This window comes from Arthrobacter sp. AG367, assembly GCF_007828995.1.
In the GTDB taxonomy this organism is placed as follows: domain Bacteria; phylum Actinomycetota; class Actinomycetes; order Actinomycetales; family Micrococcaceae; genus Arthrobacter.
In genome coordinates this window covers 190017-213837 of the sequence record NZ_VIVE01000005.1, presented here as the reverse complement: position 1 = coordinate 213837, position 23821 = coordinate 190017, and the positions used below count along the sequence as shown (strand labels likewise).

Below are 23821 nucleotides of genomic sequence, written 5' to 3'. Positions count from 1 at the left end.
GGAAACCCAAACCATGAGCACCGAGAACCGCCAAGGCCCCCTGGCCGGGCACACCGTCGTCGACCTCAGCCGCGCACTGGCCGGACCCCACGCAGGCATGATGCTGGCGGACCTCGGCGCCCGCGTCATCAAGGTGGAGAACCCCGGAACCGGTGACGACACCCGCGGCTGGGGGCCGCCCTTCGTCGGCCCCGAAGACGACCTCCAGTCCACCTACTTCATGTCCTGCAACCGCAACAAGGAGTCCATCAGCCTGGACCTGAAGAGCGGCGACGGGCAGGCGGTGCTCCGCGGCCTGCTGGAGCGGGCGGACGTGGTGATCGAAAACTTCCGGCCCGGGGTCATGGACCGGCTGGGCTTCTCCACCGCGGCGATGCATGAGATCAACCCGCGGCTGGTGATCCTGTCCATAACCGGCTTTGGCCACGACGGGCCCGAGTCCCAGCGCAGCGGCTACGACCAGATCCTGCAGGGCGAGGCCGGACTCATGTCCCTCACCGGGTCAGGGCCGGACGACCCCCAGCGCGTCGGCGTTCCAATTGCCGACCTGCTTTCCGGGATGAACGGCGCCTTCGGCGTGCTCGCGGCGCTGGTGGAGCGGACCCGGACCGGCCAGGGCAAGGTGGTACGCACGTCGCTGCTGGCATCGCTGATCGGCGTCCATGCCTTCCAGGGCACCAGGACCACCGTTGCAGGCGAAGTTCCCCAGGCCCAGGGCAACCACCACCCGTCCATCGCCCCCTACGGCCTGTTCAACTGCAAGGACGGCAGCGTACAGATCAGCGTCGGCAGCGAGAAGCTGTGGGCGTCCTTTGCTGCGGCCTTTGGCCTGGAGCCGGGTGCCCCCGGCTTTGCCAGCAATGCCGAAAGGGTGCGGAACCGTGCGGGGGTGATTGCCGCCGTCGAACGCGCCTTCGCCGGCTACGGTGCGGCGGAACTGCTGGCGAAACTGAACGACGCCGGGATCCCGGCAGGGAAGGTCCGCTCGCTGGACGAGGTGTACGCCTGGGAGCAGGTGGCATCCCAGGGGCTGGTGGTGGATGTGGACCACCCGCTGCTCGGAAAAGTGAGCCTGCCCGGCCCGCCGCTGCGGTTCTTCGCTCCCGGGGATGCGGCCGAAACCACCCCCACCCAGCACGATGCACCGCCGCTGCTGGACGAGGACGGGCCGGCAATCCGCGAGTGGCTGGGCCTGGCTTCTGCAACGGCGGGGGCCAAATAGCATGCCGACGAAGGAAAAGGTGCGGCACCTGAACGCAACCGAACTGCTGGACGCCGTGGTGGACCAGGGCTCGTTCGTCTCCTGGGACACCGAGCCGGAACAGCCGGACGTCTCTGACGAGTACGCCCGCGACCTGGTAAAAGCGCGCGAACGCAGCGGCGCCGATGAGTCGGTGGTCACCGGCGCCGGCCTCATCCGCGGCCGCCGCGTTGCGCTGATCGTCAGCGAATTCTCCTTCCTGGCCGGCTCCATCGGCCACGCGGCGGCGCAACGGATCGTTGCCGCCGTCGAACGCGCCACCGCGGAGGGGCTGCCGCTGCTGGCCGGTCCTGCGTCCGGGGGAACCCGGATGCAGGAAGGGACGCTCGCGTTCCTGTCCATGGTGAAAATCACCGGCGCCGTCCGGGCGCACCGGCAGGCCGGCCTGCCGTACCTGGTCTACCTGCGGCACCCCACCACCGGCGGCGTCATGGCATCGTGGGGTTCCTTGGGCCACATCAACGTGGCGGAACCTGGGTCCCTGCTGGGCTTCCTGGGTCCCCGGGTGTACGAGGCGCTGTACGGCGAGGCGTTCCCGGAGAACGTGCAGGTGGCGGAGAACCTCTTCCACAAGGGACTGATCGACGGCGTGGTGGAACCCGGCGATCTTGCAGACCTGGTGGGCCGGGCACTGGACATCCTCTCTCCCGGGGGTCCGGTGGCTGCGCGCCCTGCCCCTCCCGAGACCCTCAACGTCCGGCCTTCAACAGTTGACGCCTGGACGTCCATCGGGATCTCCCGGCGTCCCCGGCGGCCGGACCTGCGCCAGCTGCTGAAGGTCGGCGCCACCGACGCTCTCCCCCTGAACGGAACCGGACAGGGGGAGAAGGACCCCGGGTTGCTGCTGGCACTGGCGCGTTTTGGCACCCAGTCCTGCATCGTCCTGGGCCACGCCCGCCCGCTTCGGAAGGACGCCGCCGGGATGGGACCGGGTTCCTTGCGGGAGGCGCGCCGCGGCATGAAGCTGGCGGAGGAACTGCGGCTGCCGCTGCTCACCGTGATCGACACCGCCGGCGCTGCTTTGTCGCAGGAGGCGGAGGAGGGCGGACTTGCCGGCGAAATTGCGCGCTCGCTGCACGAACTGATCGGTCTGGAATCGCCGTCGGTCTCCGTGCTGCTTGGCCAGGGCGCCGGGGGAGGTGCGCTGGCACTGCTGCCCGCGGACAGGACCATCGCGGCCCAGCACAGCTGGCTTTCACCGCTTCCTCCGGAAGGTGCCAGCGCCATCGTGCACCGGACCACCGCGTTCGCCCCGGCCATGGCCCAGGCGCAGGGAGTGAACGTGGCCGCGCTGTACGCGAACGGCCTGGTGGACCACATTGTGGATGAGCGGGACGATGCTTCTCTGGAGCCGCGCGAATTCTGCACCCGGATGGCCCGGGCGATTGAGTTTGAGCTGGGCTCGGTGGCCGGCGTTCCCGTGCCGGAACTCGTGGCTGCCCGGGCGCGGAAGTTCGCATCCCTCGGCGGCAGCTGACGGTTGCCACTTGGTCGTGGGGGGCAGGCCCGGGAGGCGCCGGAGTATCGGTTCCGGCGCTTCCTACGGCTGGTCCGGCACGTAGAGGGCCATAATGACGCCCGTGGCGGTGTGTTCGGCTTCGAGGAGCCGCAGCGGCGTTCTTGTTGCCCCGGTGAAAAGCTGGTGACCGTTGCCCAGCACCAGGGGATGGATCATGAGCAGGTACTCGTCGATTTGATCTGCCGCCATAAGGCTGCGGATCAGCACTCCGCTGCCCATGATCACGAGGTTCCCGGGGAAGGTTTCCCGGAGCTCCTTCACAGCCGCCGGAACGTCCCCCCGAAGGAGCGTTGAGTTTGGCCACTCAAGCTTCAAGGCGGGGTCACCGGAGGCGACGTACTTGGGCGTGTTGTTCAGGGCGTCCTTGAATGGACCGCCCTGGGCGTTCCATGACGACAGGAGCTGCACGTAGGTGCGCCGTCCAAAGAGGAAAGCGTGGCCGGCGCCCATGCGCCCGCCCATCTTCTGGACCGTCGCCTGATCGGCATGCGGAACGGCCCAGCCGCCGCCGGTGAATCCTCCCCGCGGATCTTCATCCGGGCGCCCCGGTCCCTGCCTGACGCCATCGAGCGTCACATGGTTCATCACCACGACCTTGCCCACTGCGGTCAGCCTTTCCGTGGCGGGAAGCGCCCGCGGTGGCGGGCGGCACCCGCTGCCAAGGGACTACCTCCTGGACTGGACTCTGGTCCGGTGGGCGTTCCTGCGCAGCTGCAGGATGCGCGCTCCGCCTGCCACGGCCACCAAGACGCCGCCTGATACGGCAGCGATGAACAGTGCCATCCCCAGCGGGACGGACCCCTCAAAACCAAGGAACCGGACCAGGGCCTGGTCCTGGTTCTGCAGGATGAAGACGATCAGCAGGATCAGGAGCACTAAGGATGCCACTACACCTGCCCAGATGACTCCGGCGCGGGTGACCTTGCGTTCAGGGAATCCACGGCCCGTCGCCGCTGTCCCGGTGGCCGGTGTCCCCGTTGTTCCGACTGTTCCCCCTGCGTCCGGTGCGTAGGACGGCGCGCCGCCGTAGGTTGCGGCCCGGTCTCCCGATGGCTGCGCTGCGTTCGACGGCGTGGTGGCATCCGGTTCCTGCCGGCCTTCCGGCCCTGGCGTGTACTGTCCTGCGCTCATGTCCGTCCCCTTTCCCAAAATGCTAAGCATGCTTATTGTCTAACCATAGACGCCCCGGTTGACGCGGCACAACGACCGGTACCGCGTCCTGCGTTAGGAATTGCGTCATGACCGGCGCAATGACCGGCGCAATGACCTGCGCAGGAAAAGGGTGCGGGGGAGCCGTCGGCCAGGAGGGGCCCTCACGTGAGAACCCCTCCTTCCGGCAGTCTGGCCGGACCATTTTCGGTCCGGTCAGCCCGGCCCGGGTCTCACCGCCCGGGTCAGACCCTCTCCTTGCTCCGTTCGGCGGAGGGGGTGCGGGGCGCAGGCATCCTGCGCCAGTTGGGGAAGGCCCAGAACGTGAAGTCCGGTGCCTTGACCGGCTCCTCCGGAGTTTCCGCAGGGGCTTCCGTTTCGGCTTCAGGCCGGCGCTTGGTTTCTTTCCTGGCGCCCCACCCGAAGTCCTTGTTCGATGCGTAGCACATCACAGACCTCCTCATGGTGACTGCCCTTTAATCGTCCTCCTGATTGGCGGGGGAGTCGATACGCCAACCCAGTCCAGGGGCAACGAACGCACCAGAGGCCTCAGCGGCCGCAGGAGTAATGTCCGCGATTATCAGGCGCCGTCAACCACGTCCTGTGCCTCCTGCGGGCGGTGGAACTCGCAGGGCCCCTGATGCCGGAGGGGAAGGAGGCAGGTCCGTCCCGTGGGCAGGTGGACCAGCGCGCACCGGCCGGTCATCGCCAGGTCTTCCCTGACGTTCGAGTTGCTCATGTCTGGACGTCCGTCGTCTGCCGTTATGGTGGCTTCGGTGCCTGGGGCAGGGTGTTCAACGTTCATGGTGGGGCAACTCCTCATCGGGCGGAGGGCGAATGGAGGGTGCTGAAAGGTGCTCCTTCAAGTGTGCGCCGCCAGGGTTACCAGCGGATTAAGCCGGTGTTAGGAGCAGGTCAACATCTGCCCTCCGGCGGAGCTTCCCGAAGTTTCCCTAGTAGCCCAGCTGGTGGGCCACCTGCAGGAGGAGGGCTTCGGAGCCCATGGGGCCAACAAGTTGGATTCCCATGGGAAGTCCACTGCCGGCGCTACCCGCGGTCCAGTGCACGGGAACGGTGATGGCCGGCAGGCCGCACACATTCACCATGGAGGACCACGGGGCGTATTCGCACTGCTTCCGGTAGTCGCCGTCGGCGTCCCCGGGCCACTGCGCCGACGGCCAGCGCTCCCCGCCATGCGCCGTGCCGGTAAACCATCCCACCGGCCGCGGCGTCTGCGCCAGGGCCGGCATCAGCATCAGGTCCCACTGCCCGTACTGCGCCACCGTGTCATGCTGGAACTGCCGCAGGAATGCCAGTGCCTCCGCGAGCTTGGCGGGGCTGCGCTGCTGTGCCCGACGGCGGAAGGTCCGCGTCAAGGGGGCCAGCAGAGCTTCACGCGTCGGACTGATCCTGGCTGCGCCCACCCCGGCGGTCCACGCCGTCGTGAAGGCATCCGGGTAACGGTTGTCGTAGCGGACGGATGCATCACCCAGGCTGTGGCCGGCGTGTTCCAGGAGGGCCTCACCGGCACGGAGCGCGTCCAGGGCGTCCTGTTCGGGCGTGAAGGGAAACGTGCCGGACCACGGGCTGTCCAGGGTGACGCCGATCCGCAGCCGCGGCGGCTCCTCTTGTTGCACTGCCCGGAGGTAGTGGTTTCCCGGGACCATGACGTCCATCATCAGCGCCGCGTCCTCCGTGCTGTGGGCAAGGGGACCGGGCACCACCAGCCGCGCGGGATCGCCGGCACTTTCCCCGGCTGCCACCAGCCCCCGGCCCGGCTTCAGGCCCACCAGGCCGCATGCTGCCGCCGGGATGCGGACTGACCCGCCGCCGTCGGTCCCCGGAGCGAAAGGCAGCAGCCCCGCTGCCACGGCCGCTGCACTGCCGCCGGACGAACCTCCCGAACTCCTGCTGGGTGCATGGGGATTGCGCGACGGCGGTGCGATGCGGTTTTCGCTGTAGGCCGTCAGTCCGAATTCAGGTACCTGTGTCTTGCCCAGCGAAACCACGCCGGCGTCCTTGAAGAGGGACACCAGCGGAGCGTCGGCGGGGGCGGGTTTGTGGTCAAGGGCGGCACTGCCGTGAGTGGTCACCACCCCGGCCACGTCCGTCAGGTCCTTGAAGGCAAGCGGCATGCCGTGCAGCACAGGCAGGTCATCGGCGTCGGCGCGGGCATGCAGGGCATCGGCCGCCTTGGCCTGGTCCATGGCCTGTTCCGCGGTCACGGTGATGAAGGCGCCGAGAAGGGCGTTCCGCTGGCCGGTCCGGGCCAGGAAATGGGCGGCGGCCTCCGCGGCGGACACTGCTCCACTCCGCAGGAGGTCCCGCAGGGCCAGTGCCGAAAGCTCATGGACTTCAGTCACGGAACCGGGACTCCGTTTGCGCACCGGCAGGCCGTTCCGTGCGGGCGGCCGGAGCCGGGGGTGCGGGGAGGGCGGCGGGCTGTTGGGACATGAAAACCTCCTTGGGCTTCACCAGCCTAACCCGGGGCTTTTTGCATACCTGTTCACGGTGGAAGGGGGCGGAAGAGCTAGGCTTAAACCTGACTCTGATCCGCCAAGACAGGACTCCGATGAGTGACTTCGATACCGTCCCCGTGCATGACATTCCCGCTGACGCGGTGATCCTGGACGTCCGGGAGGACTACGAATGGGTCGCCGGCCACGCTGACGGCGCACTCCACATCCCCATGGACCAGATCCCGGCCCGGCTGGGTGAGCTCGATCCGGACGAGGACCTCTATGTCATCTGCCGTACGGGCGGCCGCTCCTTCCGCGTTGCCCAATGGCTCACCGGCCAGGGATATTCCGCCATCAACGTCTCGGGCGGGATGGACCAGTGGCTGGAGGCCGGCAAACCTTTGGTTTCGGACAACGGACTCAAGCCGTTGGTGCTTTAGTGGCCGGTACTTCCCGCACCTACACGTTCCTGGGTCCGGAAGGCACCTTCACCGAGGCTGCCCTCCTCCAGGTACCCGATGCCCTTGAGGCGGTGAGGATCCCGGCGTCGAACGTCAACTCCGCCCTTGGGAAGGTCCGTGAAGGTGCGGCCGACGCCGCCATGGTCCCCATCGAGAACTCCGTGGAGGGCGGTGTCACGGCCACGCTGGACGCCATCGCCACCGGCCAGGAACTGCGGATCATCCGCGAGGTCCTGATTCCCATCAGCTTTGTCCTGGTAACCCGTCCCGGGGCTCGGTTGGAAGATGTCCGGCGCGTTTCCACGCACGGCCACGCCTGGGCCCAGTGCAGGCTGTGGATGGACAAGAACATACCCGATGCGGAATACGTTCCCGGTTCCTCAACCGCCGCCGCGGCCGTGGGGTTGCTGGCGGCCGACTGCCACTACGACGCGGCCATCTGCGCGCCGCTGGTGGCCAGCGAACATGCTGGACTGTCCGTGCTGGCGGAGGATATCGGTGACAACCCGGGTGCGGTCACCCGCTTCATCCTGGTGAGCCTGCCAGGGGCCCTGCCGGCCCGGACCGGTGCGGACAAAACCACGGTGGTGGTGCCGCTTCCGGAGGACCGTCCCGGAGCCCTGATGGAGATCCTGGACCAGTTCGCCAGCCGCGGCGTCAACCTCAGCCGGATCGAGTCCCGGCCCACGGGCCAGTACCTGGGACACTACTTCTTCAGCATTGATGCCGACGGCCACGCAGGCGAGGCGAGGGTGGCCGACGCGCTGGCGGGGCTGCACCGCATCAGCCCGGGGACGCGTTTCCTTGGCTCGTACGCCCGGGCAGACAAGCAGCAGACGCCGGTCCCGGCCTATGTCTCCGACGCGGCGTTCTCTGCGGCCCAATCATGGGTGGAATCCATACTCGATGCAGAATCCTTCGCAGGTGAAACCGGTTCCGCAGCTTCGCCCAGAGCGTAGGCAAATGGCTTGGGAACTACTTCCGCGGGCTGCGGACAATGCGTATGCTTGCTTGATCCACACGGGGTATGGCCCCTGACGAAGGGAGAGGGTCATGACCAGCAGCACTGAGAACGACGGCCAGGGGATGATCGTCAACCCCAAGCCGGCCGCTGACAACCAGGACTGGGACGGGGATGACGCTGACCGCGCCGACCGCCTGCGCTTCGAGGAAGAGCAGGCCATGATCCGCGAGCAGTCTGAAGCCCACGCTGCCGCCAAGGCGGCCGCCGATGCAAAGAAGCAGGCCAGCGCCTGAGCCGCGCAGCACTCTTGCTTTTGTCACGTAACAGCGCTGTCAGCGCTCTTTTGTCAACGCACCTTTGCTAACGCACCGCCGTGGCACTGCTGCCATGGACGTCCCGCTTGACCCGGACCAGGAGTGACCGCGGCAGAACCTGGACGGTGAGCTGCGTGGCTTCACCCGAGGTGTCGCCGTCGAGCTGTGTGGGCATGGGTTCGGGGCACTTGATCACCACCCTGCCTGACCGGTAAACGGTCATGATGGGCAGCTTGCCGCTGTGCTTGAACATGATTTTCACGTACATCAGCAGCCACCCCAGCGCGCTGCGGGGGCTCATCACCACAACGTCGAGCATGCCGTCGTCGATCATGGCCTGCGGGATCAGGTCGATGCCGCCGGGGACAAGGCCGCAATTGGCGAAAAGCACACTGCGGATATTCCTTACCTGCTCCGGGTTTCCGTCCAGCGCAATGGAAACCTTCTTTCGCCGGCCCGGCAGGTGGCGTACGCCCGCCTCCGTGTACGCGAGCCAGCCCACCGCCTTCTTCAACCCGTCATTGGTGTCGGCCAGGATCTCGGCATCCATGCCTATCCCGGCGATCACCAGGAAGATGTGCTCGGAGTAGTGGCCGGTCCGGGAGTTCTCGATGGCCATCCGTGCGGTGTCGATGTAGCGCTGGCGGCCGAAGAGTGCTGTCTGGACGTTGCCGTGAAGGTCGTTCACATCCAGGTCCACGTTCCGCGCCAGCAGGTTGCCGGTACCCAGTGGAATCAAACCCATGGCAATGTCCGTGTGCGCCAGGGCCTCGGCCACCACCCGGACGGTACCGTCGCCGCCGCCCGCAAGGACGACGTCCGGCTTGCCGGCCAGGACGGCCTGCATCTGGGAAAAGCCGGGGTCCTCCGCCGTCGTCTCGAAGAAGACAGGCTCCTCCCACCCGGCTGCCAGGCAGGCGCGCTGGATGATTTCCCTCGCTTCCCCGGCCCGCGCCTTGATTGGATTCAGGACCACGGCCACCCGCTGCTGCGCCAGCCCGGAGTCGTAAACTTCCCCCGCCACGGTGCTGCGCATATGCAGTGCTTTGAGGCGGCGCACCCCCCACCAGCTGGACGTGGCGAAGGCAAGCGCCACCGCAATCAGCAGGTAGAGAATCCAGTCGCTCATGGTGCTTCAACAGTAGCCGTGCGGGCGGCGGCGCGTGGGGGCACGCACCCTGCCGCCCGCCGTCGTGCGCGGTATTGGATACCCTTGTGTGGTGATCGACGTAAAAGACCTCAGCGAAAACCCGGAGAAATACCGTGCCAGCCAGCGTGCCCGTGGCGCGGACGAATCAGTGGTGGACGCGATCATCTCCGCGGATTCCGCCCGCCGCGCTGCCCTGATCCGCTTTGAAAACCTCCGCGCCGAGCAGAACGTGTTCGGCAAGAAGGTGGCGCAGGCCAAGGGTGAAGAGAAGCAGGCGTTGCTGGCAGAGGTCAAGGAGCTCGCCAACTCGGTTAAGGCTGCGTCTGCCGAGGCCGATGCCGCGCAGACCAAGCAGGAAGAACTCCTGCGCACCATCCCCAACCTTATTGAGGACGGCGTGCCCGAGGGCGGCGAGGACGACTACGTGGTGGTCAAGACCGTCGGCACCCCCCGTGAATTCCCGGACTTCGAGCCGCGCGACCACTTGGAGATTGGCGAGCTGATCGGTGCCATAGATATGGAACGCGGTGCCAAGGTCTCCGGTGCCCGGTTCTACTTCCTGCGCGGTGTGGGTGCGCGGCTGGAGATGGCCCTGCTGCAGATGGCCATGGACCAGGCCATCGAGGCAGGTTTCGTGCCTATGATCACCCCCACGCTGGTGCGTCCCGAGACCATGCAGGGGACCGGCTTCGATGTGAAGCACGACGCCGAGATCTACCGACTCGCCGAAGACGACCTTTACCTGGTGGGCACCTCCGAGGTTGCCCTGGCCGGGTACCACGCAGACGAGATCCTGGACTTCTCCAAGGGCCCCATCCGCTACGCCGGCCAGAGCTCCTGCTACCGCCGCGAGGCCGGCTCGCACGGCAAGGACACCCGCGGCATTATCCGCGTCCACCAGTTCAACAAGGTGGAGATGTTCATCTACACCACTGTTGAAGAGGCCGCCGCCGAGCACCAGCGCCTCCTGGCATGGGAAGAGGAAATGCTGGCCAAGTGCGAACTGCCGTACCGCGTGATTGACACCGCTGCCGGTGACCTCGGCACCTCCGCCGCACGCAAGTACGACTGCGAAGCCTGGGTTCCCACGCAGGGCGCCTACCGCGAGCTGACCTCCACCTCCAACTGCACCACCTTCCAGGCGCGCCGCCTGAATATCCGTGAGCGCGTGGTGAACTCCGAGGGCGTCGCCAAGGGCACCCGGGCAGTGGCCACCCTGAACGGCACCCTGGCCACCACGCGCTGGATCGTGGCGCTGCTGGAGCACCACCAGAACCCGGACGGCTCCGTCAACGTGCCCAAGGCGCTGCAGAAGTACCTGGGCGGCCTCGAGGTCCTGCCGGTTCTCTAAGGGAGCTTTCATAAGCTTGTTCGCGGATCAGGACCTTCATGGTTCTGATCCGCGAACATGCTTAGGCCTGACGGACGCTTGTCCACATACAGGCAGCGGACCGGTGACCGCGCTTCCATGGTCCAACATCCTGTTTGAATGGATATGCCGCCCGGACTGATTGATACTGCCGCCATTCTCCGCACGGGCGCCGGCACCGACGGCGTGCACCGCGCCTTCAAAGCAGGGCAATTGGTGCGGATTCGGCGCGGCTTCTACGTCTCCACCGAGGACTGGCTCAACGCGCTGCCGTCCCAGCGCGTCGCATGGACGACGACGTCACTCGCCAGATCGGTCAAAGGTGCCGTTTTGTGCGGGCAAACGGCAGCGGTGGCGAGCGGTCTGCCGACGCTGGGAACGCCACCGTGCGTGGAGTTGGCGACTGCCTTGCCCGGCCGAAGCGGCATCAGGAAATCGCCGCTGTTGGTCCTGGGCGGGGACAGAACGGCCCAAGACGTACGCCGCACGCGTTCCTATCCGCTTAGGTACCGGCTCAAGAGCGTGCTGGAACCTGTCCGCCATGGGGAGTTCCTCTGCACAGGACTCATGGAGACCACCGTTGATGTCATTTCCTCCACGAACCTGAGCCAGGCACTGGTACTCGCAGACGGGGCCGCCCGCAGACTCCTGGCCGACGGCGTTGTGGATCATGGTGCCAACCTTCTGTCCGTGCCGGGCATTGCCGCCGGCATAGCGGCTCTTCCGTCTGCGGCTGCCCGGCGCCGCGCGGAGCGGGTCGCTGCCCTGGCGAGCCCCCAGCCGGAGTCCGTTGGGGAGTCGTACAGCCGGGCCATCTTTGAGTTCCTTGATTTCGAACAGCCCGAACTTCAACACGTCTTTAAGGACGGCAACGGCTTCATCGGCAGGAGCGATTTCTGGTGGCCTTCCCAGGGGGTGGTGGGTGAGTTCGACGGCAAGGGGAAGTACGTCCAGGCCGCCCTGCGTGACGGGATCACAGCTGACGAGGCCGTATATCGGGAGAAGCTCCGCGAGGACCGGATCCGGGCGCTGGGCCACGGCTTTGTTCGCTGGCGATGGGCTGACCTCACGGACCCCAGCCGGCTGCGGTGCAAGCTCCTGGCAGCCGGACTCCGCCCGGGCTGCGGCACGTCCTCGCCCGCGAATCAGAAGCTGGTTCGCTAATCAGAACCGTGAAGGCACGGATGTGCGAACGAGGTGAGGACTGTTGGTCCAGGGAAGACGGGGACTCGTCCGCCCAGGGGGATCTGCTGCGCGAGGGACCGCCGGGATGTGGGAATCCGCCGTGTTTACCAACAGTTCAATAAACCTGTGTCCTGCGTCCTAGCGCGTGTCAGTTACGTCTGGTTCACTATGTGGATGACAACGCTGACTGAAACCTCAGTCGCCGGCAACGATGACCGGCGAGACAACAATCCGAACAACAACACCAACACCAACACCCTCGGCTTCGCCGGTGTGGACCAGAAGTTCATGGTCGCCCTGGACGTGGACGGCACCCTGGTGAACCACGACGGCCACATGTCCCCTGATGTGCGGGAAGCCGCCCAGGCCGTGGTTGCAGCGGGGCACGAGGTGATGATCGCCACCGGACGCTCCCTGAACGCCACCCTTCCCATCATCGAGAAGATCGGAATCGAGCGCGGATACGCCGTCTGCTGCAACGGCGGCGTAACGCTCCGGCTCCACCCGGAACTCGAAAACGGCTACGAAGTGATCCACAAGGCCACGTTCGATCCCGCTCCGGCCCTGCGTGCGCTCCGGGAGCGCCTCCCGTCCGCCAAGTACGCACTCGAGGATGCCGACGGCAATTTCCTCTCCACCGAGCGGTTCCAGGACGCCAGCTTCGGGGTGGAGGCCGTGGGCGTGGACTTCCACACCATGCTGGAAGCCACCGCCGTCCGCGTGGTGGTCTTCAGCACCGAAAACACGCCGGAGGAGTTCAACGAGGCCATCAACCACGTGGGCCTGGCGGGAGTGACCTATTCGGTGGGATGGACTGCGTGGCTGGATATCGCTGCCGCAGGGGTGACCAAGGCCAGCGCCCTGGAAAACCTTCGGGTCCGCCTTGGTTTTGAAGAGCACCTCACCGTCGCCGTCGGTGACGGCCGGAACGACATCGAGATGCTCACCTGGGCCGGCCGGGGTGTAGCCATGGGCCAGGCTCCGGCGGAGGTGGTGGCCGCCGCTGATGAGGTCACCCATTCAGTGCACGACGACGGCGCCGCCCACGTGCTGCGCAGCCTCCTCTAGGCCGGGGTACTTCCGTCCGTCCCGATTCCGGACCGCGTCCTGGGTCAAGGCAGAATAGAAGCATGACCCTTACGACGTTCGCCCTCGTCCGCCATGGCCAGACCGACTGGAATGCCGAGCGCCGGTTGCAGGGAGCCACCGACATCCCCTTGAACGACGTCGGACGCGGCCAGGCGAGGGACGCCGTCGCCGTCCTTGCCCCGTACGAATGGGACGCAATCGTTTCGTCGCCCCTCAGCCGTGCCGCGGAAACCGCAGACCTGATTGCCGAAGGGCTCGGGCTGGCGGTTTCCCGGCGCGTTCCGGAACTCACCGAGCGCAGTTTCGGCCCGGCCGAAGGGATGCAGGCCGGACCCGAACTGGACGCGCTGCGCATTCCGGGCGGCTTCAAGGGCGCGGAAAGTGAAGACGAGGCCGCCGACCGCGGCCTTGCCGCACTTGAGGCGCTGGCGGAGGAGTTCCGCGGCCAGCGGCTGCTGGTGGTCACCCACGGCACCCTGCTGCGCGTGAGCCTCAGCCGGGCCATTGGCCAGACCCTGGCGAGCGTGGACAACGCGGTGCTGAACCTGGCGCACCACCACGCGGTGGACGGCTGGAAACTGGAGTACTTCAACGGCGAGCCCGTGATGGCAGCCGCCGGCAACTAGGCCGGCCGGCCCGGAAGGTAGCTAACGAGCGCTGCCTGGACAGTCAGCTGGCTACCGGGCTTCGAGGATCAGTGCCAGCAACCTGGCAGCTGCGGGCCGGGCGCCGTGCTCCTCGTTCCACTGCGCCCGGGCCACCGCTTTACTGACGGCCTGGGTGGTAATGCCGAGTTCCTGCGCCACGGCTTTTTGCTGCCCCCGGACACCGGGGGTCAGCAGGTCCAGCACCCGCCATTCAGCATCGGAACGGTCACGCACGATATGGCCCAGCAGCCTGAGGATGGCCTCGGCGTCGTGGGCGACATCGGCCAGCGGCCCTTCCACCGCCACCGGGATCCGCTCCTTGCTGCTGCGGAGCCTGTCCACGGCCCGGCGCGCGTACACCAGACCGTGGCCGGAGGCGTCCTTGATCTGGTTGGGCAGCGGCTCATTTACCGGCCCCGCGCCGATCCCCACGTACCAGTGCCCGCTGCGAAGTGCGATCAGTGCGGCATCCACGGCCTGGTGCGGGCAGTCGACGATTCCCTGGACTTCGTCCTCCACCGACCGGTCGAAGTCCAGGCGCGCAGGGATGTGCCGCAGCGCCTTGAGCAGCTGCGGCACCTGGTCGCCGTCGCGCCGGCTGTCCGTCTGATTGATGGTCAACGTGAACATTTCTGGATCCACACTACCCGGAAGTAGGAACTACGGAACGGCCGATTGCAGGGCCCGGTTGCCGGTTGGGCAGGAGATTTTCCCGGCCCGGGCGAGCCCATGCCGGCTGGCGCGGGGTGGCAAGAGCGGAAAGCCCGACGGCGGGGCTTGCCTGCCTGCCCCTCCATCTGTTGCCATGGGGGAACGGCCGCCTGCAGCGGCACACCCGACGTGAGGATGGTTATGGCCGGCAGCACTGGGCAGGATGAGATGCAGCAGGACGACGTGCAGCAGGGCGGCGCACGGCAGGAGGGGCCGGGGCAGGAAGACCTGGGCCTCGTCGACAAATGGTGGCGGGCCGCCAACTATCTTTCGGTGGGGCAGATCTACCTCCGGTCCAACCCCCTGCTGCGGGAACCGCTGCAGGCAGAGGACACCAAGTCCCGCCTGCTGGGGCACTGGGGCACCACCCCCGGACTCAACTTCGTCTACGCCCACCTGAACCGCGTGATCCGCCGCGACTCCCTGGAGATGCTCTTCGTCGCCGGTCCCGGCCATGGCGGTCCCGCCGTCGTCGCCAATGCCTGGATGGAGGGGACCTACTCCGAAATCTATGCCCACGTGGGCAATGACGAGGCAGGCCTGGCCGAACTCTTCCGGCAGTTCTCCTACCCCGGCGGAATCCCCAGCCACGCGGCCCCGGAAACCCCCGGCTCCATCAGCGAAGGCGGGGAGCTGGGGTACTCCCTGGCCCACGCGTACGGATCGGTGTTCGACAACCCGCAGCTGGTGACCGCCGTGGTGATTGGCGACGGCGAGGCGGAAACCGGTCCACTGGCCGCCAGCTGGCACTCCCACAACTTCCTTGATCCCGCCGTGGATGGTGCCGTCCTGCCCATCCTGCACCTGAACGGCTACAAGATTGCCAACCCCACCATCCTGGCCCGGATGCCCCAGGACCAGCTGGAGCAGCTGCTGCGCGGATACGGGCACCAACCGTACTTCGTCACGGTGGCGGACCCGGACGACACCGAAAAGGCGCACCGCGATTTCGCCGGCGTCCTGGACCGGTGCCTGGCGGATATCAAGGCCATCCAGGATGCCCACCGGCAGGACGCTTCCGGTGAAGAGGCGGGGGAGGGCGGACACCGCTGGCCCCTGATCGTGTTGCGCTCGCCCAAGGGCTGGACCGGACCCCGCATGGTTGACGGGCTGCAGGTGGAAGGCACCTGGCGGGCCCACCAGGTGCCGCTGTCCGAGGTCCGCACCAACGGCGAGCACCTGAAGCAGCTGGAGGAGTGGCTGCAGTCCTACCGGCCGGCGGAACTGTTCGACGGCGACGGCCGGCTCCGGCCCGACGTCGCCGAAGGTGCGCCCACGGGCGACTTCCGCATGAGTGCCACACCGCATGCCAACGGCGGATTGTTGAGGCGCGCGCTGAAGCTGCCCGCCTACCGCGACCACGCCGTGGAGGTTCCCAGCCCGGGCACCGAGCGGGTCAGCCCCATGGTTACGCTCGGATCCTGGATGCGGGACGTGATTGCGCAGAACATGGATAACTTCCGGCTGTTCGGCCCGGACGAGACGGCCTCCAACCGGCTGCAGAACGTCTATGAGGTCACCGACAAGGTGTGGCAGTACAGGATCGACGACGTCGACGAGCACCTTGCGCGCTCCGGCCGGGTCCTGGAGGTGCTGAGCGAGCACCTGTGCCAGGGCTGGCTGGAGGGGTACCTCCTCACCGGCCGGCACGGCGTCTTCAACTGCTACGAGGCCTTCGTCCACATTGTCGACTCCATGTTCAACCAGCACGCCAAATGGCTGAAGGTCTCCCGGAAGCTGCACTGGCGCCAGCCGGTGCCATCCCTGAACTACCTGCTGTCGTCGCACGTGTGGCAGCAGGACCACAACGGCTTCTCGCACCAGGACCCCGGCTTCATCGACCACGCCGTGAACAAGAAGGCCGAGGTCATCCGGGTCTACCTGCCGCCGGACACCAACACCCTGCTCTCCGTCATGGAGCACTGCCTGGCCTCCACGGACTACGTGAACATCGTGGTGAGTGGGAAGCAGCCCTCACCCACCTGGCTCGGTCCGGCCGATGCCGCCAACCATTGCCGCCGCGGCCTGGGGATCTGGACGTTTGCCGGTTCCGAGGTGCCCGGCGAGGAGCCCGACGTCGTCCTGGCCTGCGCCGGTGACGTCCCCACCGTGGAGACCGTGGCGGCCGCCGAACTGCTCCGGAAGGGCGCGCCCGGACTCAAGGTGCGGGTGGTGAACGTGGTGGACCTGATGCGGCTGCAGGACGACAGCGAGCACCCACACGGCCTCCCCGGCCATGACTTCGACGGGATTTTCACCGCCGACAAGCCGGTCATCTTCGCGTACCACGGCTACCCGGCGCTGATCCACCGGCTGGCCTACCGGCGGACCAACCAGCAGGGCCTCCACGTGCACGGCTATAAAGAAGAGGGGACCACCACCACGCCGTTCGACATGGCCATGCTCAACGGAATCGACCGGTTCACCCTGGCTATCGACACGATCGACCGGGTACCCGGCCTGGCTGAGAAGCACTCGCTCCTGCGCCAGGACCTGCAGGACCGCCGCAACCGGGCGCGCGAGCACACCCGCACCCACGGCGAGGACCCGGAGGAGATCCGGAACTGGAAGCTGGGCGGCTGACCCCCACCTAGTTGCGGAGTTCGTCCAGCGTGCAGGAGGGCAGGTGGATCCAGCCCTCGCTGCGCGCTGCCTGCGCATGGGAACCGTCCGGCAAGAGCGTACGACGACGGGCGGCGGCCCGGGCAGTCAGGGAAGCGATGACGGCGTCGAAGAGATCGTCCGAGCCGGCCAGCGTGCCCCGGTGCCCGCCCAGGTCCAGCCATGGCGCCTGCTCTTCGAGGGCCGCCAGCAGGAGGCCGAGGCGTTCGGCTTCCAGGACGCCCCGGCCCTTGTAACCGCGCCCGTTCAGGCCCCAGATCTTCAGGGATGCTGCCGGGTAGACCTCGGCCAGGCGTCCTGAGCCGTCACGCGCCTGTGGGCCGTGCAGGGCGCCGATCTTTGCCTGGATCACGGCGCAGCGCATGGCAGGATGGGCCAGCCGGTCGGCGGAGACGCTGAGCGGGATCAGCCCGGTTTCGCGCGTGACGAAGCGGTCGGTGTCCCGGTAGGCGAGCAGCCTCCGGCCGGCAATTCCGTCGTACTCGAGGACGGGATCGGCGTCGAAGTTCAGGTGGCCGGTAAGGAACGGGATCAGCGCGTCGGGCCAGCCCACCGGACAGTCGACGCCGGTCATCTCGCAGGAGCCGAACAGCTCCACGATGTCCTGGTCGTCCACGTCCAGGGCCAGGTGGGTGAGCCGGGCCGTATCTGGCTCCCACTCGATCACCGCGACGGCGGTCTTCCTGGTGGCCGCCGCCAGGTCCACGCCCAGCGTTTTCACGCTCTCAGGCTGCCTGATACTGCAGGACTCCGGTGATGCCGCCGGACTTCCCAAGGTCGGCGCCGCGGGCGAAACCGGCCCACAGGGCCCGCATCTTCCGGCCAGCCGCCTCCACGTCCTCCCAGCGGGCGCCGGCGATCAGTCCCACCCCGTCCCATGTTTCCCTGGTGCCGAGCAGCAGGGGCAGGTCCACGGTGTGGGCCGCGCCAAAGATATTGCCGGGGGCATGCCAGGTCAGGAGGTACCGGTGGGCGTTTCCGCCCGCTTTGGCGTGGCGCCGGGCGAACCGGCGCGTTGCCCGGCCGTACACGGTTTCGGTGACCACCCAGTCGATGGCACGCACGGCGTGCTGACCCACCAAGGGGATCCCGGCCAGCCGCATCAGTCGAGGGCTGCGGGGAAGGAACAGGCGCGCCTCCTCCGAGGTATGGCCGATCAGCACCTCGATGCCGGGCGCCGTCCGGTCCCACGCCGCTTCGATCCCGGCTTCCTCCGGGAGTGGATCGTGCCCGTACTGTGTGCCAAAGGGCATGGCGGCCAGCATGCCGAACTTTTTGGCCACCTGGGTGACCTGTTCCTCGACCGCCACCACGTCCATGGCCGGTGTCTGTTCGGTGACCGATTCGGCGGCGATGCCCATGGCGTGGTTCATTTTGGCCCGCCCGCGGGTGATGCCCAGCGGTGCACTTTGGATGATGGCGCGCTGGAAGAGTGTGGGCGCCTCGGGTGTGGCCATCAGGTGGGCGATCGCGTCACCACCGGCGGACTGGCCGAATGCGGTGACCCGGCGGGGGTCGCCGCCAAAGGCCTGGATATTCCGCCGCACCCACCGGAATGCCTCCAATTGGTCCAGGAGCCCCAGGTTGCCGGGACGCCCCGCGGGTGTGGCCAGGAACCCGAACAGCCCCAGCCGGTACGTCACGGAAACCACGATGACGCGGTTCTCGGCCACCAGCCGGGCGGGGTCGAAGATGGCCAGGTCCCCGGAGCCGGTGGTGTAGGAGCCGCCGTGGATCCAGACCATGACGGGCAGCTTTTCGTCCGGCCTGACGTCGCCGGGCATGGTGATGGAAAGGTTCTGGCAGTCCTCGCTCCCCGGAAGCTCCCCGTATCTGGTGCCCAGGACGTCGTCGAGGAACGGCACGGGCGCCTGGGGGCAGGCAGGGGAGAGGGACGTGGCGGACAGCTCGGAGGTCCAGTCCGGGACCTGCACGGGCGGCTGGAACCGGGCGGCCTCGGCGTACGGGATCCCTGAGGCGCGGATAACCTCGCCGTCCCGCCAGCCGGCGACAGGGCCGCAGGGCGGATGGAACAAGAGCTGGGAAGTCAGTGCTGGCTCAGAACTCACAGCCCCACGATTCCACAGATTTACCTTAGTGGGGACAACGACAAATCCCCGCCTCCCGGACCTATCCCTCTTGCATGAAGCGGGGACTTGTCCGGCCGACGGGGATTCAGGGCCTGGCCGCACTAAGGCGGTGGCCCGGTGGAACCAGTGCGCCGGTGGAACCAGTGCGACGTGGAACTAGTGCGACGCGGGCACGTAACGCTTGATGGAGGCTTCCAGCTCGGCTTCGGCCGCGGCGCGGTCGCCCCAGCCCTCGGCCTTGACCCACTTGCCGGGCTCCAGGTCCTTGTAGCGGGTGAAGAAGTGCTCGATCTCCTTGATCAGGAATTCGTTGACGTCGCTGACTTCCTGGATGTGGTCAAAGCGGGCATCCACGGGGACGCAGAGGATCTTGGCGTCCCCGCCGCCGTCGTCCGTCATGTTGAAGACACCGATGGGGCGGGACTCGACGATGACGCCGGGGTGCAGGTCGAAGTCCTGCAGGAGCACCAGCGCGTCCAGCGGGTCGCCGTCCTCGCCGAGGGTGTTTTCGAAGTACCCGTAGTGCGTGGGGTACTGCATTGAGGTGAAGAGGACGCGGTCCAGGCGGACACGGCCGGTCTCGTGGTCAACTTCGTACTTGACGCGCGATCCCTTGGGGATCTCGATGGTCACGTCGTGCTTCATGGAATGCTCCTCGGCAATTGCAGGGGGTGCGCGGCACACTTGACGGGCCCACAAAAAAGAGTGTCGGTGCCGCCGACTACTATTGAGGATATAGCGAGAGGCCCTGGAATCAGGAACTTGTGGGGAAATTTCAGGACTTGAGGACCAGCACCAGCATGACCAAAACAACCGGCCAGGAACCGTTGCGCGCGCATCGGTCCGGGCGCCCCGGCAGCTCTGGCCGGACCCCCGCGGTAGGGCCGCGCAAGCCCTGGCCGCTGGCCCTGGCGGCCTTGATCCTGCTTGTCCTCGCCCTCCCGGGAGCCCTGCTGGTGGCCCCCGGATTCCTGGGCCCAGGGTTCTTTGGTGCGGAAGCCCCCGAATCCGCCCCGGCGCCCCCCGCCTGGCAGCAGGCCCCCGCCACCCTGTCCGCCCCGCAGGCGCTCGCCCCGCTTCAGCAGTCCGCCCCAGTGCCCCTTCCGTCAGCGGTGGCAGCCCAGGTGGACCCGGCATTGAAGGCCGACGGCGGCGGTACCTTCACCGGCATGGTGCAGGACGCGCTCACGGGCCAGGTCCTCTTTGACCGGGGCGGCGCGGAAAGCCGGGTGCCGGCGTCGAACCTTAAACTGCTGACGGCGGTGGCCGCACTGCGCACCCTGGGGCCGGACCACCGCTTCGCCACCAAGGTGGTGCCGGGCTCCGCCGCCGGGGAGGTGGTGCTGGTGGGCGGCGGCGACGTCCTCCTGGCCGCCGGGGAGTCGAAGCCGGACCAGGTTATGGGCCACGCCGGCCTTGCCACCCTTGCCGCCCTTACGGTGCAGGCCCTGCAGGCCGCCGGAACCACGGGAGACATCAAGGTAGTGGTGGATGACTCCCTCTTCACCGGCGCGGCGTTGAATCCGGCCTGGCAGAGCGGCGACGTGGAGGCGGGCGAAATAGCGCCGCTGTACCCCCTGGCCCTCAACTCTGCACGCTTCGACCCCGCCGTCACCACCGGCCCCCGGCCCCAGGATTCAGCCATAACCGCCGCGGAGGAGTTCGCGGCCCGGCTCCGTGCGGCAGGTGCCGGGGCCGGCCTCACCGTGGCGGCCGGCGTCGAACGCTCACCCGGCGCGTCCCAAGCCGCCGCCCCAGCCCTGGCGGCCGTCCAATCGGCCACCGTGGCTGAGCAGGTGAACCTGATGCTGCAGGTATCTGACAATTACCTTGCCGAAACCATGGGCCGGATGGCCGCGTTGGCCACCGGCCGGCCCGGAAGCAATGACGGTGCCACGGCCGTGGTCGCGGCCGAACTCGCGGCAGCGGGCATCCCCTCTGACGCCGTGAAGCTGGTGGATGTGTGCGGGCTGGCCATGGGCAACCAGGTTGCGGCCCGCCAGTTCACTGACGTGGTGCGGGCCATCACCACCGGCGCCGACACCAGGCTGCGGGCCGCCCTGGACGGCTTTCCGGTTGGTGGCCTGTCAGGAACCCTGGACACCCGCTACGGGGATGCCACCACGTCCGGCGGTGCCGGCCTGGTTCGCGCCAAGACCGGGACACTGAACACCGTTCTGGCGCTGAGCGGATATGTGGTGGACTCCGACGGGCGGCTCCTGGTCTTCTCCTTCATCGGCAACGGCCTGACCCCGGGCGCGGCCGGCAACAAGGAAGCCCTGGACCGGGCCGCCACGGCGCTGGCGGGCTGCGGCTGCCGCTAGCACGGCTGCCATTGGTACTCCATGAGGGGGATTCCTCCTGCACTTCCAACGTGCCGGCCTGGACTGGGACGGCGCTTCTGGCCTCCTGTGCCGGGGCTGTGCAAGTTCGCCGGTCAGCGAACTTAAGGACGATCCCCAGCCTGCTGTGTTCTGATGGGAACCATGGAGTCCACTGCGCGCGAATCCGCATCGACGTTGTCCCCAACAGCCCAGTCCCTGATCAACTGGGACCTCGCTGCGTCTGCCGCAGCGCGGCTGGCTCCCGCCGGGCCGGAGCTCGATGAAAAGGCCATCGGGGAAGCGGTGGACAGCCTTCGACGGCTGGCGGACGCTTCCGTTCCGCACGTGCACGACATCACCGGCCTGGAGGCGGCGCGCGACCTTCGCGATTCCTCGGTGCTGGTGGTGGACCGAGCGTCCTGGGCCAAAGCCAACACGCAGAGTTTCGCGGTGATGCTCAAACCCGCAATGCAGAAGATGCTGGACAGCCGCCGCGGAAGCCTCAGCCCCGCTGCCGCCCAGGTCAGCGGCGCCATCACCGGCAGCCAGTTGGGCGCCGTGCTTGCCTTCCTGTCCAGCAAGGTCCTGGGCCAGTACGATCCCTTCGCGGCGCTGGCAGAAAACTCCACGGCTCCCGCGGCCGGCCGGCTCCTGCTGGTGGCCCCCAACATCGTGTCGGTGGAACGGGAACTCAACGTCACGCCCGAGGACTTCCGGCTCTGGGTCTGCCTGCACGAGCAAACCCACCGTGTCCAGTTCGCGGCCGCCCCCTGGCTGCGGCACCACATGCTGGAACAAATCGACGAACTCAGCGGCCACCTGCTGGGCAACGTCGACACCCTGATGGAGCGCGCCACCGCTGCTGCCCGCTCCCTGAAGGACCGCTCCGCCACCGGAAACACTCCCGGCCGCGGCGCAATCCTGGACCTGCTGCAGGATCCGGAGGAAAAGGCCGCCATCTCGCACCTCACCGCCGTCATGAGCCTCCTCGAAGGGCACGCCAACGTGGTGATGGACGCCGTCGACGCCAGCATCGTCCCGTCCGTGAAGACCATCCGGCAGCGGTTCAACGACCGCGGCAAGGACCGGGGCGTGATCGAGAAGTTCATCCGCAGCCTCCTGGGCCTGGACGCCAAGATGCGCCAGTACTCCGACGGCGCCCGCTTCGTCCGGGCCGTGGTGGACGTGGCCGGAATGGACGGCTTCAACAAAGTCTGGGAGTCCGTGGACCACCTGCCTACCGAGCCCGAAATCCACGACGCCAAGCTGTGGCTTGAGCGGATGGGTCACTGATTGACGGACACACCTGTACCCGGGACTGAGTGGCCTGCCGGCACCGCCGGGCCACGCAGCGGACGGCGCCGGCCTGGAAGGCTCGCGCCCGTCGTCGGGACTGCGCGCAGGATGCTGCAAAACGCGCTCGCCGATGCCGGATATCCCGGCCACGTCGTCGTGGCGTGCAGCGGAGGCCCCGATTCCCTGGCGCTGGCCGCCGTCGCTGCGTACTTTGCCCGGCGCGGGCATGTGGACGGACGCCCGGTGACCGTGGGAGCCGTGGTGGTGGACCACCAGCTGCAGGAGGGGTCCGGCGACATTGCCGCGCGCACCGCCAAGACCCTGGAGGAGCTGGGCCTTTCACCGGTTGAGATCCGCACGGTCACGGTGGCTGGTGCCGGTATGGGCCCAGAGGCCGCCGCACGCGAAGCCCGGCACGCCGCGCTCGAAGCCGCCGCGGCGGGACAGGGCGCCGGCGCCATCCTGCTGGGCCACACGCTCGACGACCAGGCGGAGCAGGTACTGCTGGGCCTGGCCCGGGGCTCCGGCTCCCGCTCGCTCGCGGGCATGCGGCCGTCCCGGGCAGGCGTCGGAAACAGTGTCCTGCTGCGCCCGTTCCTCGGCCTGCGCAGGGCGGACACCGAGGAGATCTGCACGGTGGAGGACCTGGATCCCTGGCACGATCCCACCAACGCCGATCCCGCGTTTGCACGCTCCCGGACCCGCGTGGAGGTCCTACCGCACCTCGAGGAGAACCTGGGCCCCGGGGTTGCCGAATCCCTGGCCCGGACCGCCGCCATCCTGCAGCTTGACGCCGACTACCTGGAGGCTGTGGCGGAAAGCACCTTCGCCTCCCTGGTGGAGCGGGACGGCGGCACACTGGCGCTGCCCGAGGAGGCGTTGCGTGCCCTGGCCCCGGCCATCAGGTTCCGTGTGATCGCCAAGGCAGCGGCCGACGTCGGCGGCCAGCAGCCCAGCTACCAGCGCCTTTTGGCGGCGGAAGCGCTGCTGCGGCGCCAGGGTTCGGCGGGTCCGGTGGAGCTTCCCGGCGGCGTCAGCGTGTACCGGCTGTCGCTGGCACAGCTGGAGGGATCAAAGGACGCCGGCGTGCCGGGTGCCCAGGGCGGCCCCGGTTCTGTTCCCCGCGAACGGGCGCGCTGTGGGAAGCTAGTATTCCGGTCCCAAAAACCGCCCGCAAAATAGTCGCACCCCGCATCTAAACAGGAGCCATT

Annotated in this window: 23 protein-coding genes; 13 read left to right on the top strand and 10 right to left on the bottom strand. The window is 67.7% G+C overall.

Going from position 1 to position 23821, the window contains the following annotated elements:
* Positions 1 to 13 precede the first annotated feature (13 nt).
* Positions 14 to 1222 carry a CaiB/BaiF CoA-transferase family protein gene (locus FB478_RS14910; protein WP_144601000.1) on the top strand — a complete coding sequence of 403 codons (1209 nt, stop codon included), beginning with the start codon at positions 14 to 16 and terminating at the stop codon, positions 1220 to 1222.
* A 1-nt stretch (position 1223) separates the two neighbouring features.
* Positions 1224 to 2738 (top strand): carboxyl transferase domain-containing protein, encoded by a 1515-nt coding sequence (locus FB478_RS14905; protein ID WP_144600999.1) that lies wholly within the window; start codon positions 1224 to 1226, stop codon positions 2736 to 2738.
* A 63-nt stretch (positions 2739 to 2801) separates the two neighbouring features.
* Here the strand turns inward: FB478_RS14905 and FB478_RS14900 are convergent, their stop codons facing one another.
* The 5 genes from FB478_RS14900 to FB478_RS14880 form a co-directional block, all read right to left on the bottom strand.
* Positions 2802 to 3383 (bottom strand): dihydrofolate reductase family protein, encoded by a 582-nt coding sequence (locus tag FB478_RS14900; RefSeq protein WP_056388429.1) that lies wholly within the window; start codon positions 3381 to 3383, stop codon positions 2802 to 2804.
* A 63-nt stretch (positions 3384 to 3446) separates the two neighbouring features.
* Positions 3447 to 3911, bottom strand: a complete 465-nt coding sequence (locus FB478_RS14895) for a lipopolysaccharide assembly LapA domain-containing protein (protein ID WP_144600998.1) — start codon at positions 3909 to 3911, stop codon at positions 3447 to 3449.
* 263 nt (positions 3912 to 4174) lie between these two features.
* The gene (locus tag FB478_RS14890; protein ID WP_018770279.1) at positions 4175 to 4378 is read right to left on the bottom strand and encodes a hypothetical protein; all 204 of its coding nucleotides are present in this window, start codon (positions 4376 to 4378) and stop codon (positions 4175 to 4177) included.
* A 131-nt stretch (positions 4379 to 4509) separates the two neighbouring features.
* Positions 4510 to 4734 carry a hypothetical protein gene (locus tag FB478_RS14885; RefSeq protein WP_018770278.1) on the bottom strand — a complete coding sequence of 75 codons (225 nt, stop codon included), beginning with the start codon at positions 4732 to 4734 and terminating at the stop codon, positions 4510 to 4512.
* Between the two features lie 148 nt (positions 4735 to 4882).
* Positions 4883 to 6292 carry an amidase gene (locus tag FB478_RS14880; protein WP_144600997.1) on the bottom strand — a complete coding sequence of 470 codons (1410 nt, stop codon included), beginning with the start codon at positions 6290 to 6292 and terminating at the stop codon, positions 4883 to 4885.
* A gap of 209 nt (positions 6293 to 6501) precedes the next feature.
* Between FB478_RS14880 and FB478_RS14875 the strand changes: the two genes are divergently transcribed.
* From FB478_RS14875 to FB478_RS14865, 3 genes are all read left to right on the top strand, one after another.
* Positions 6502 to 6828, top strand: a complete 327-nt coding sequence (locus tag FB478_RS14875; protein WP_056388424.1) for a rhodanese-like domain-containing protein — start codon at positions 6502 to 6504, stop codon at positions 6826 to 6828.
* Positions 6828 to 7808, top strand: coding sequence for a prephenate dehydratase (gene pheA / locus FB478_RS14870; protein ID WP_018770275.1), 981 nt, complete (start codon positions 6828 to 6830; stop codon positions 7806 to 7808). Before FB478_RS14875 ends, pheA begins: the two co-directional genes overlap by 1 nt.
* A 94-nt stretch (positions 7809 to 7902) precedes the next feature.
* Positions 7903 to 8106, top strand: a complete 204-nt coding sequence (locus FB478_RS14865) for a hypothetical protein (RefSeq protein ID WP_018770274.1) — start codon at positions 7903 to 7905, stop codon at positions 8104 to 8106.
* Positions 8107 to 8173: 67 nt separating this feature from the next.
* Here the strand turns inward: FB478_RS14865 and FB478_RS14860 are convergent, their stop codons facing one another.
* The gene (locus FB478_RS14860) at positions 8174 to 9256 is read right to left on the bottom strand and encodes a diacylglycerol kinase family protein (RefSeq protein WP_144600995.1); all 1083 of its coding nucleotides are present in this window, start codon (positions 9254 to 9256) and stop codon (positions 8174 to 8176) included.
* Positions 9257 to 9347: 91 nt separating this feature from the next.
* Here FB478_RS14860 and serS point away from each other — a divergent pair, with 91 nt between their 5' ends.
* The 4 genes from serS (at position 9348) to FB478_RS14840 (ending at position 13546) form a co-directional block, all read left to right on the top strand.
* The gene (serS, locus tag FB478_RS14855) at positions 9348 to 10628 is read left to right on the top strand and encodes a serine--tRNA ligase (protein ID WP_026265933.1); all 1281 of its coding nucleotides are present in this window, start codon (positions 9348 to 9350) and stop codon (positions 10626 to 10628) included.
* A 138-nt stretch (positions 10629 to 10766) separates the two neighbouring features.
* A complete protein-coding gene (locus FB478_RS14850; protein ID WP_144600994.1) occupies positions 10767 to 11810 on the top strand; it encodes a type IV toxin-antitoxin system AbiEi family antitoxin domain-containing protein in 1044 nt (347 codons plus the stop codon).
* A gap of 195 nt (positions 11811 to 12005) precedes the next feature.
* The gene (locus FB478_RS14845; RefSeq protein ID WP_026265932.1) at positions 12006 to 12899 is read left to right on the top strand and encodes an HAD family hydrolase; all 894 of its coding nucleotides are present in this window, start codon (positions 12006 to 12008) and stop codon (positions 12897 to 12899) included.
* A gap of 62 nt (positions 12900 to 12961) precedes the next feature.
* Entirely contained in the window at positions 12962 to 13546 is a 585-nt protein-coding gene (locus FB478_RS14840; protein WP_134165316.1) for a histidine phosphatase family protein, read from the top strand.
* A gap of 51 nt (positions 13547 to 13597) precedes the next feature.
* Here FB478_RS14840 and FB478_RS14835 read toward each other — a convergent pair whose 3' ends face one another.
* Positions 13598 to 14197, bottom strand: coding sequence for a hypothetical protein (locus tag FB478_RS14835; RefSeq protein ID WP_056388417.1), 600 nt, complete (start codon positions 14195 to 14197; stop codon positions 13598 to 13600).
* A 222-nt stretch (positions 14198 to 14419) separates the two neighbouring features.
* On the opposite strand from FB478_RS14835, the gene FB478_RS14830 reads away from it, so the two are divergent.
* A complete protein-coding gene (locus FB478_RS14830) occupies positions 14420 to 16861 on the top strand; it encodes a phosphoketolase (protein WP_144600993.1) in 2442 nt (813 codons plus the stop codon).
* A 7-nt stretch (positions 16862 to 16868) separates the two neighbouring features.
* Here FB478_RS14830 and FB478_RS14825 read toward each other — a convergent pair whose 3' ends face one another.
* The 3 genes from FB478_RS14825 to FB478_RS14815 form a co-directional block, all read right to left on the bottom strand.
* Positions 16869 to 17621, bottom strand: a complete 753-nt coding sequence (locus tag FB478_RS14825) for a DUF429 domain-containing protein (protein WP_144600992.1) — start codon at positions 17619 to 17621, stop codon at positions 16869 to 16871.
* Between the two features lie 4 nt (positions 17622 to 17625).
* Positions 17626 to 18969 carry a carboxylesterase family protein gene (locus tag FB478_RS14820; protein WP_082581652.1) on the bottom strand — a complete coding sequence of 448 codons (1344 nt, stop codon included), beginning with the start codon at positions 18967 to 18969 and terminating at the stop codon, positions 17626 to 17628.
* 177 nt (positions 18970 to 19146) lie between these two features.
* A complete protein-coding gene (locus FB478_RS14815; protein ID WP_018770264.1) occupies positions 19147 to 19635 on the bottom strand; it encodes an inorganic diphosphatase in 489 nt (162 codons plus the stop codon).
* A 155-nt stretch (positions 19636 to 19790) separates the two neighbouring features.
* Between FB478_RS14815 and dacB the strand changes: the two genes are divergently transcribed.
* The 3 genes from dacB (at position 19791) to tilS (ending at position 23792) form a co-directional block, all read left to right on the top strand.
* A complete protein-coding gene (gene dacB / locus FB478_RS14810; protein WP_144600991.1) occupies positions 19791 to 21314 on the top strand; it encodes a D-alanyl-D-alanine carboxypeptidase/D-alanyl-D-alanine-endopeptidase in 1524 nt (507 codons plus the stop codon).
* A gap of 162 nt (positions 21315 to 21476) precedes the next feature.
* Positions 21477 to 22607, top strand: a complete 1131-nt coding sequence (locus tag FB478_RS14805) for a zinc-dependent metalloprotease (RefSeq protein ID WP_026265930.1) — start codon at positions 21477 to 21479, stop codon at positions 22605 to 22607.
* A 111-nt stretch (positions 22608 to 22718) separates the two neighbouring features.
* Positions 22719 to 23792, top strand: a complete 1074-nt coding sequence (gene tilS, locus FB478_RS14800; RefSeq protein WP_186447808.1) for a tRNA lysidine(34) synthetase TilS — start codon at positions 22719 to 22721, stop codon at positions 23790 to 23792.
* Positions 23793 to 23821: the final 29 nt, after the last annotated feature.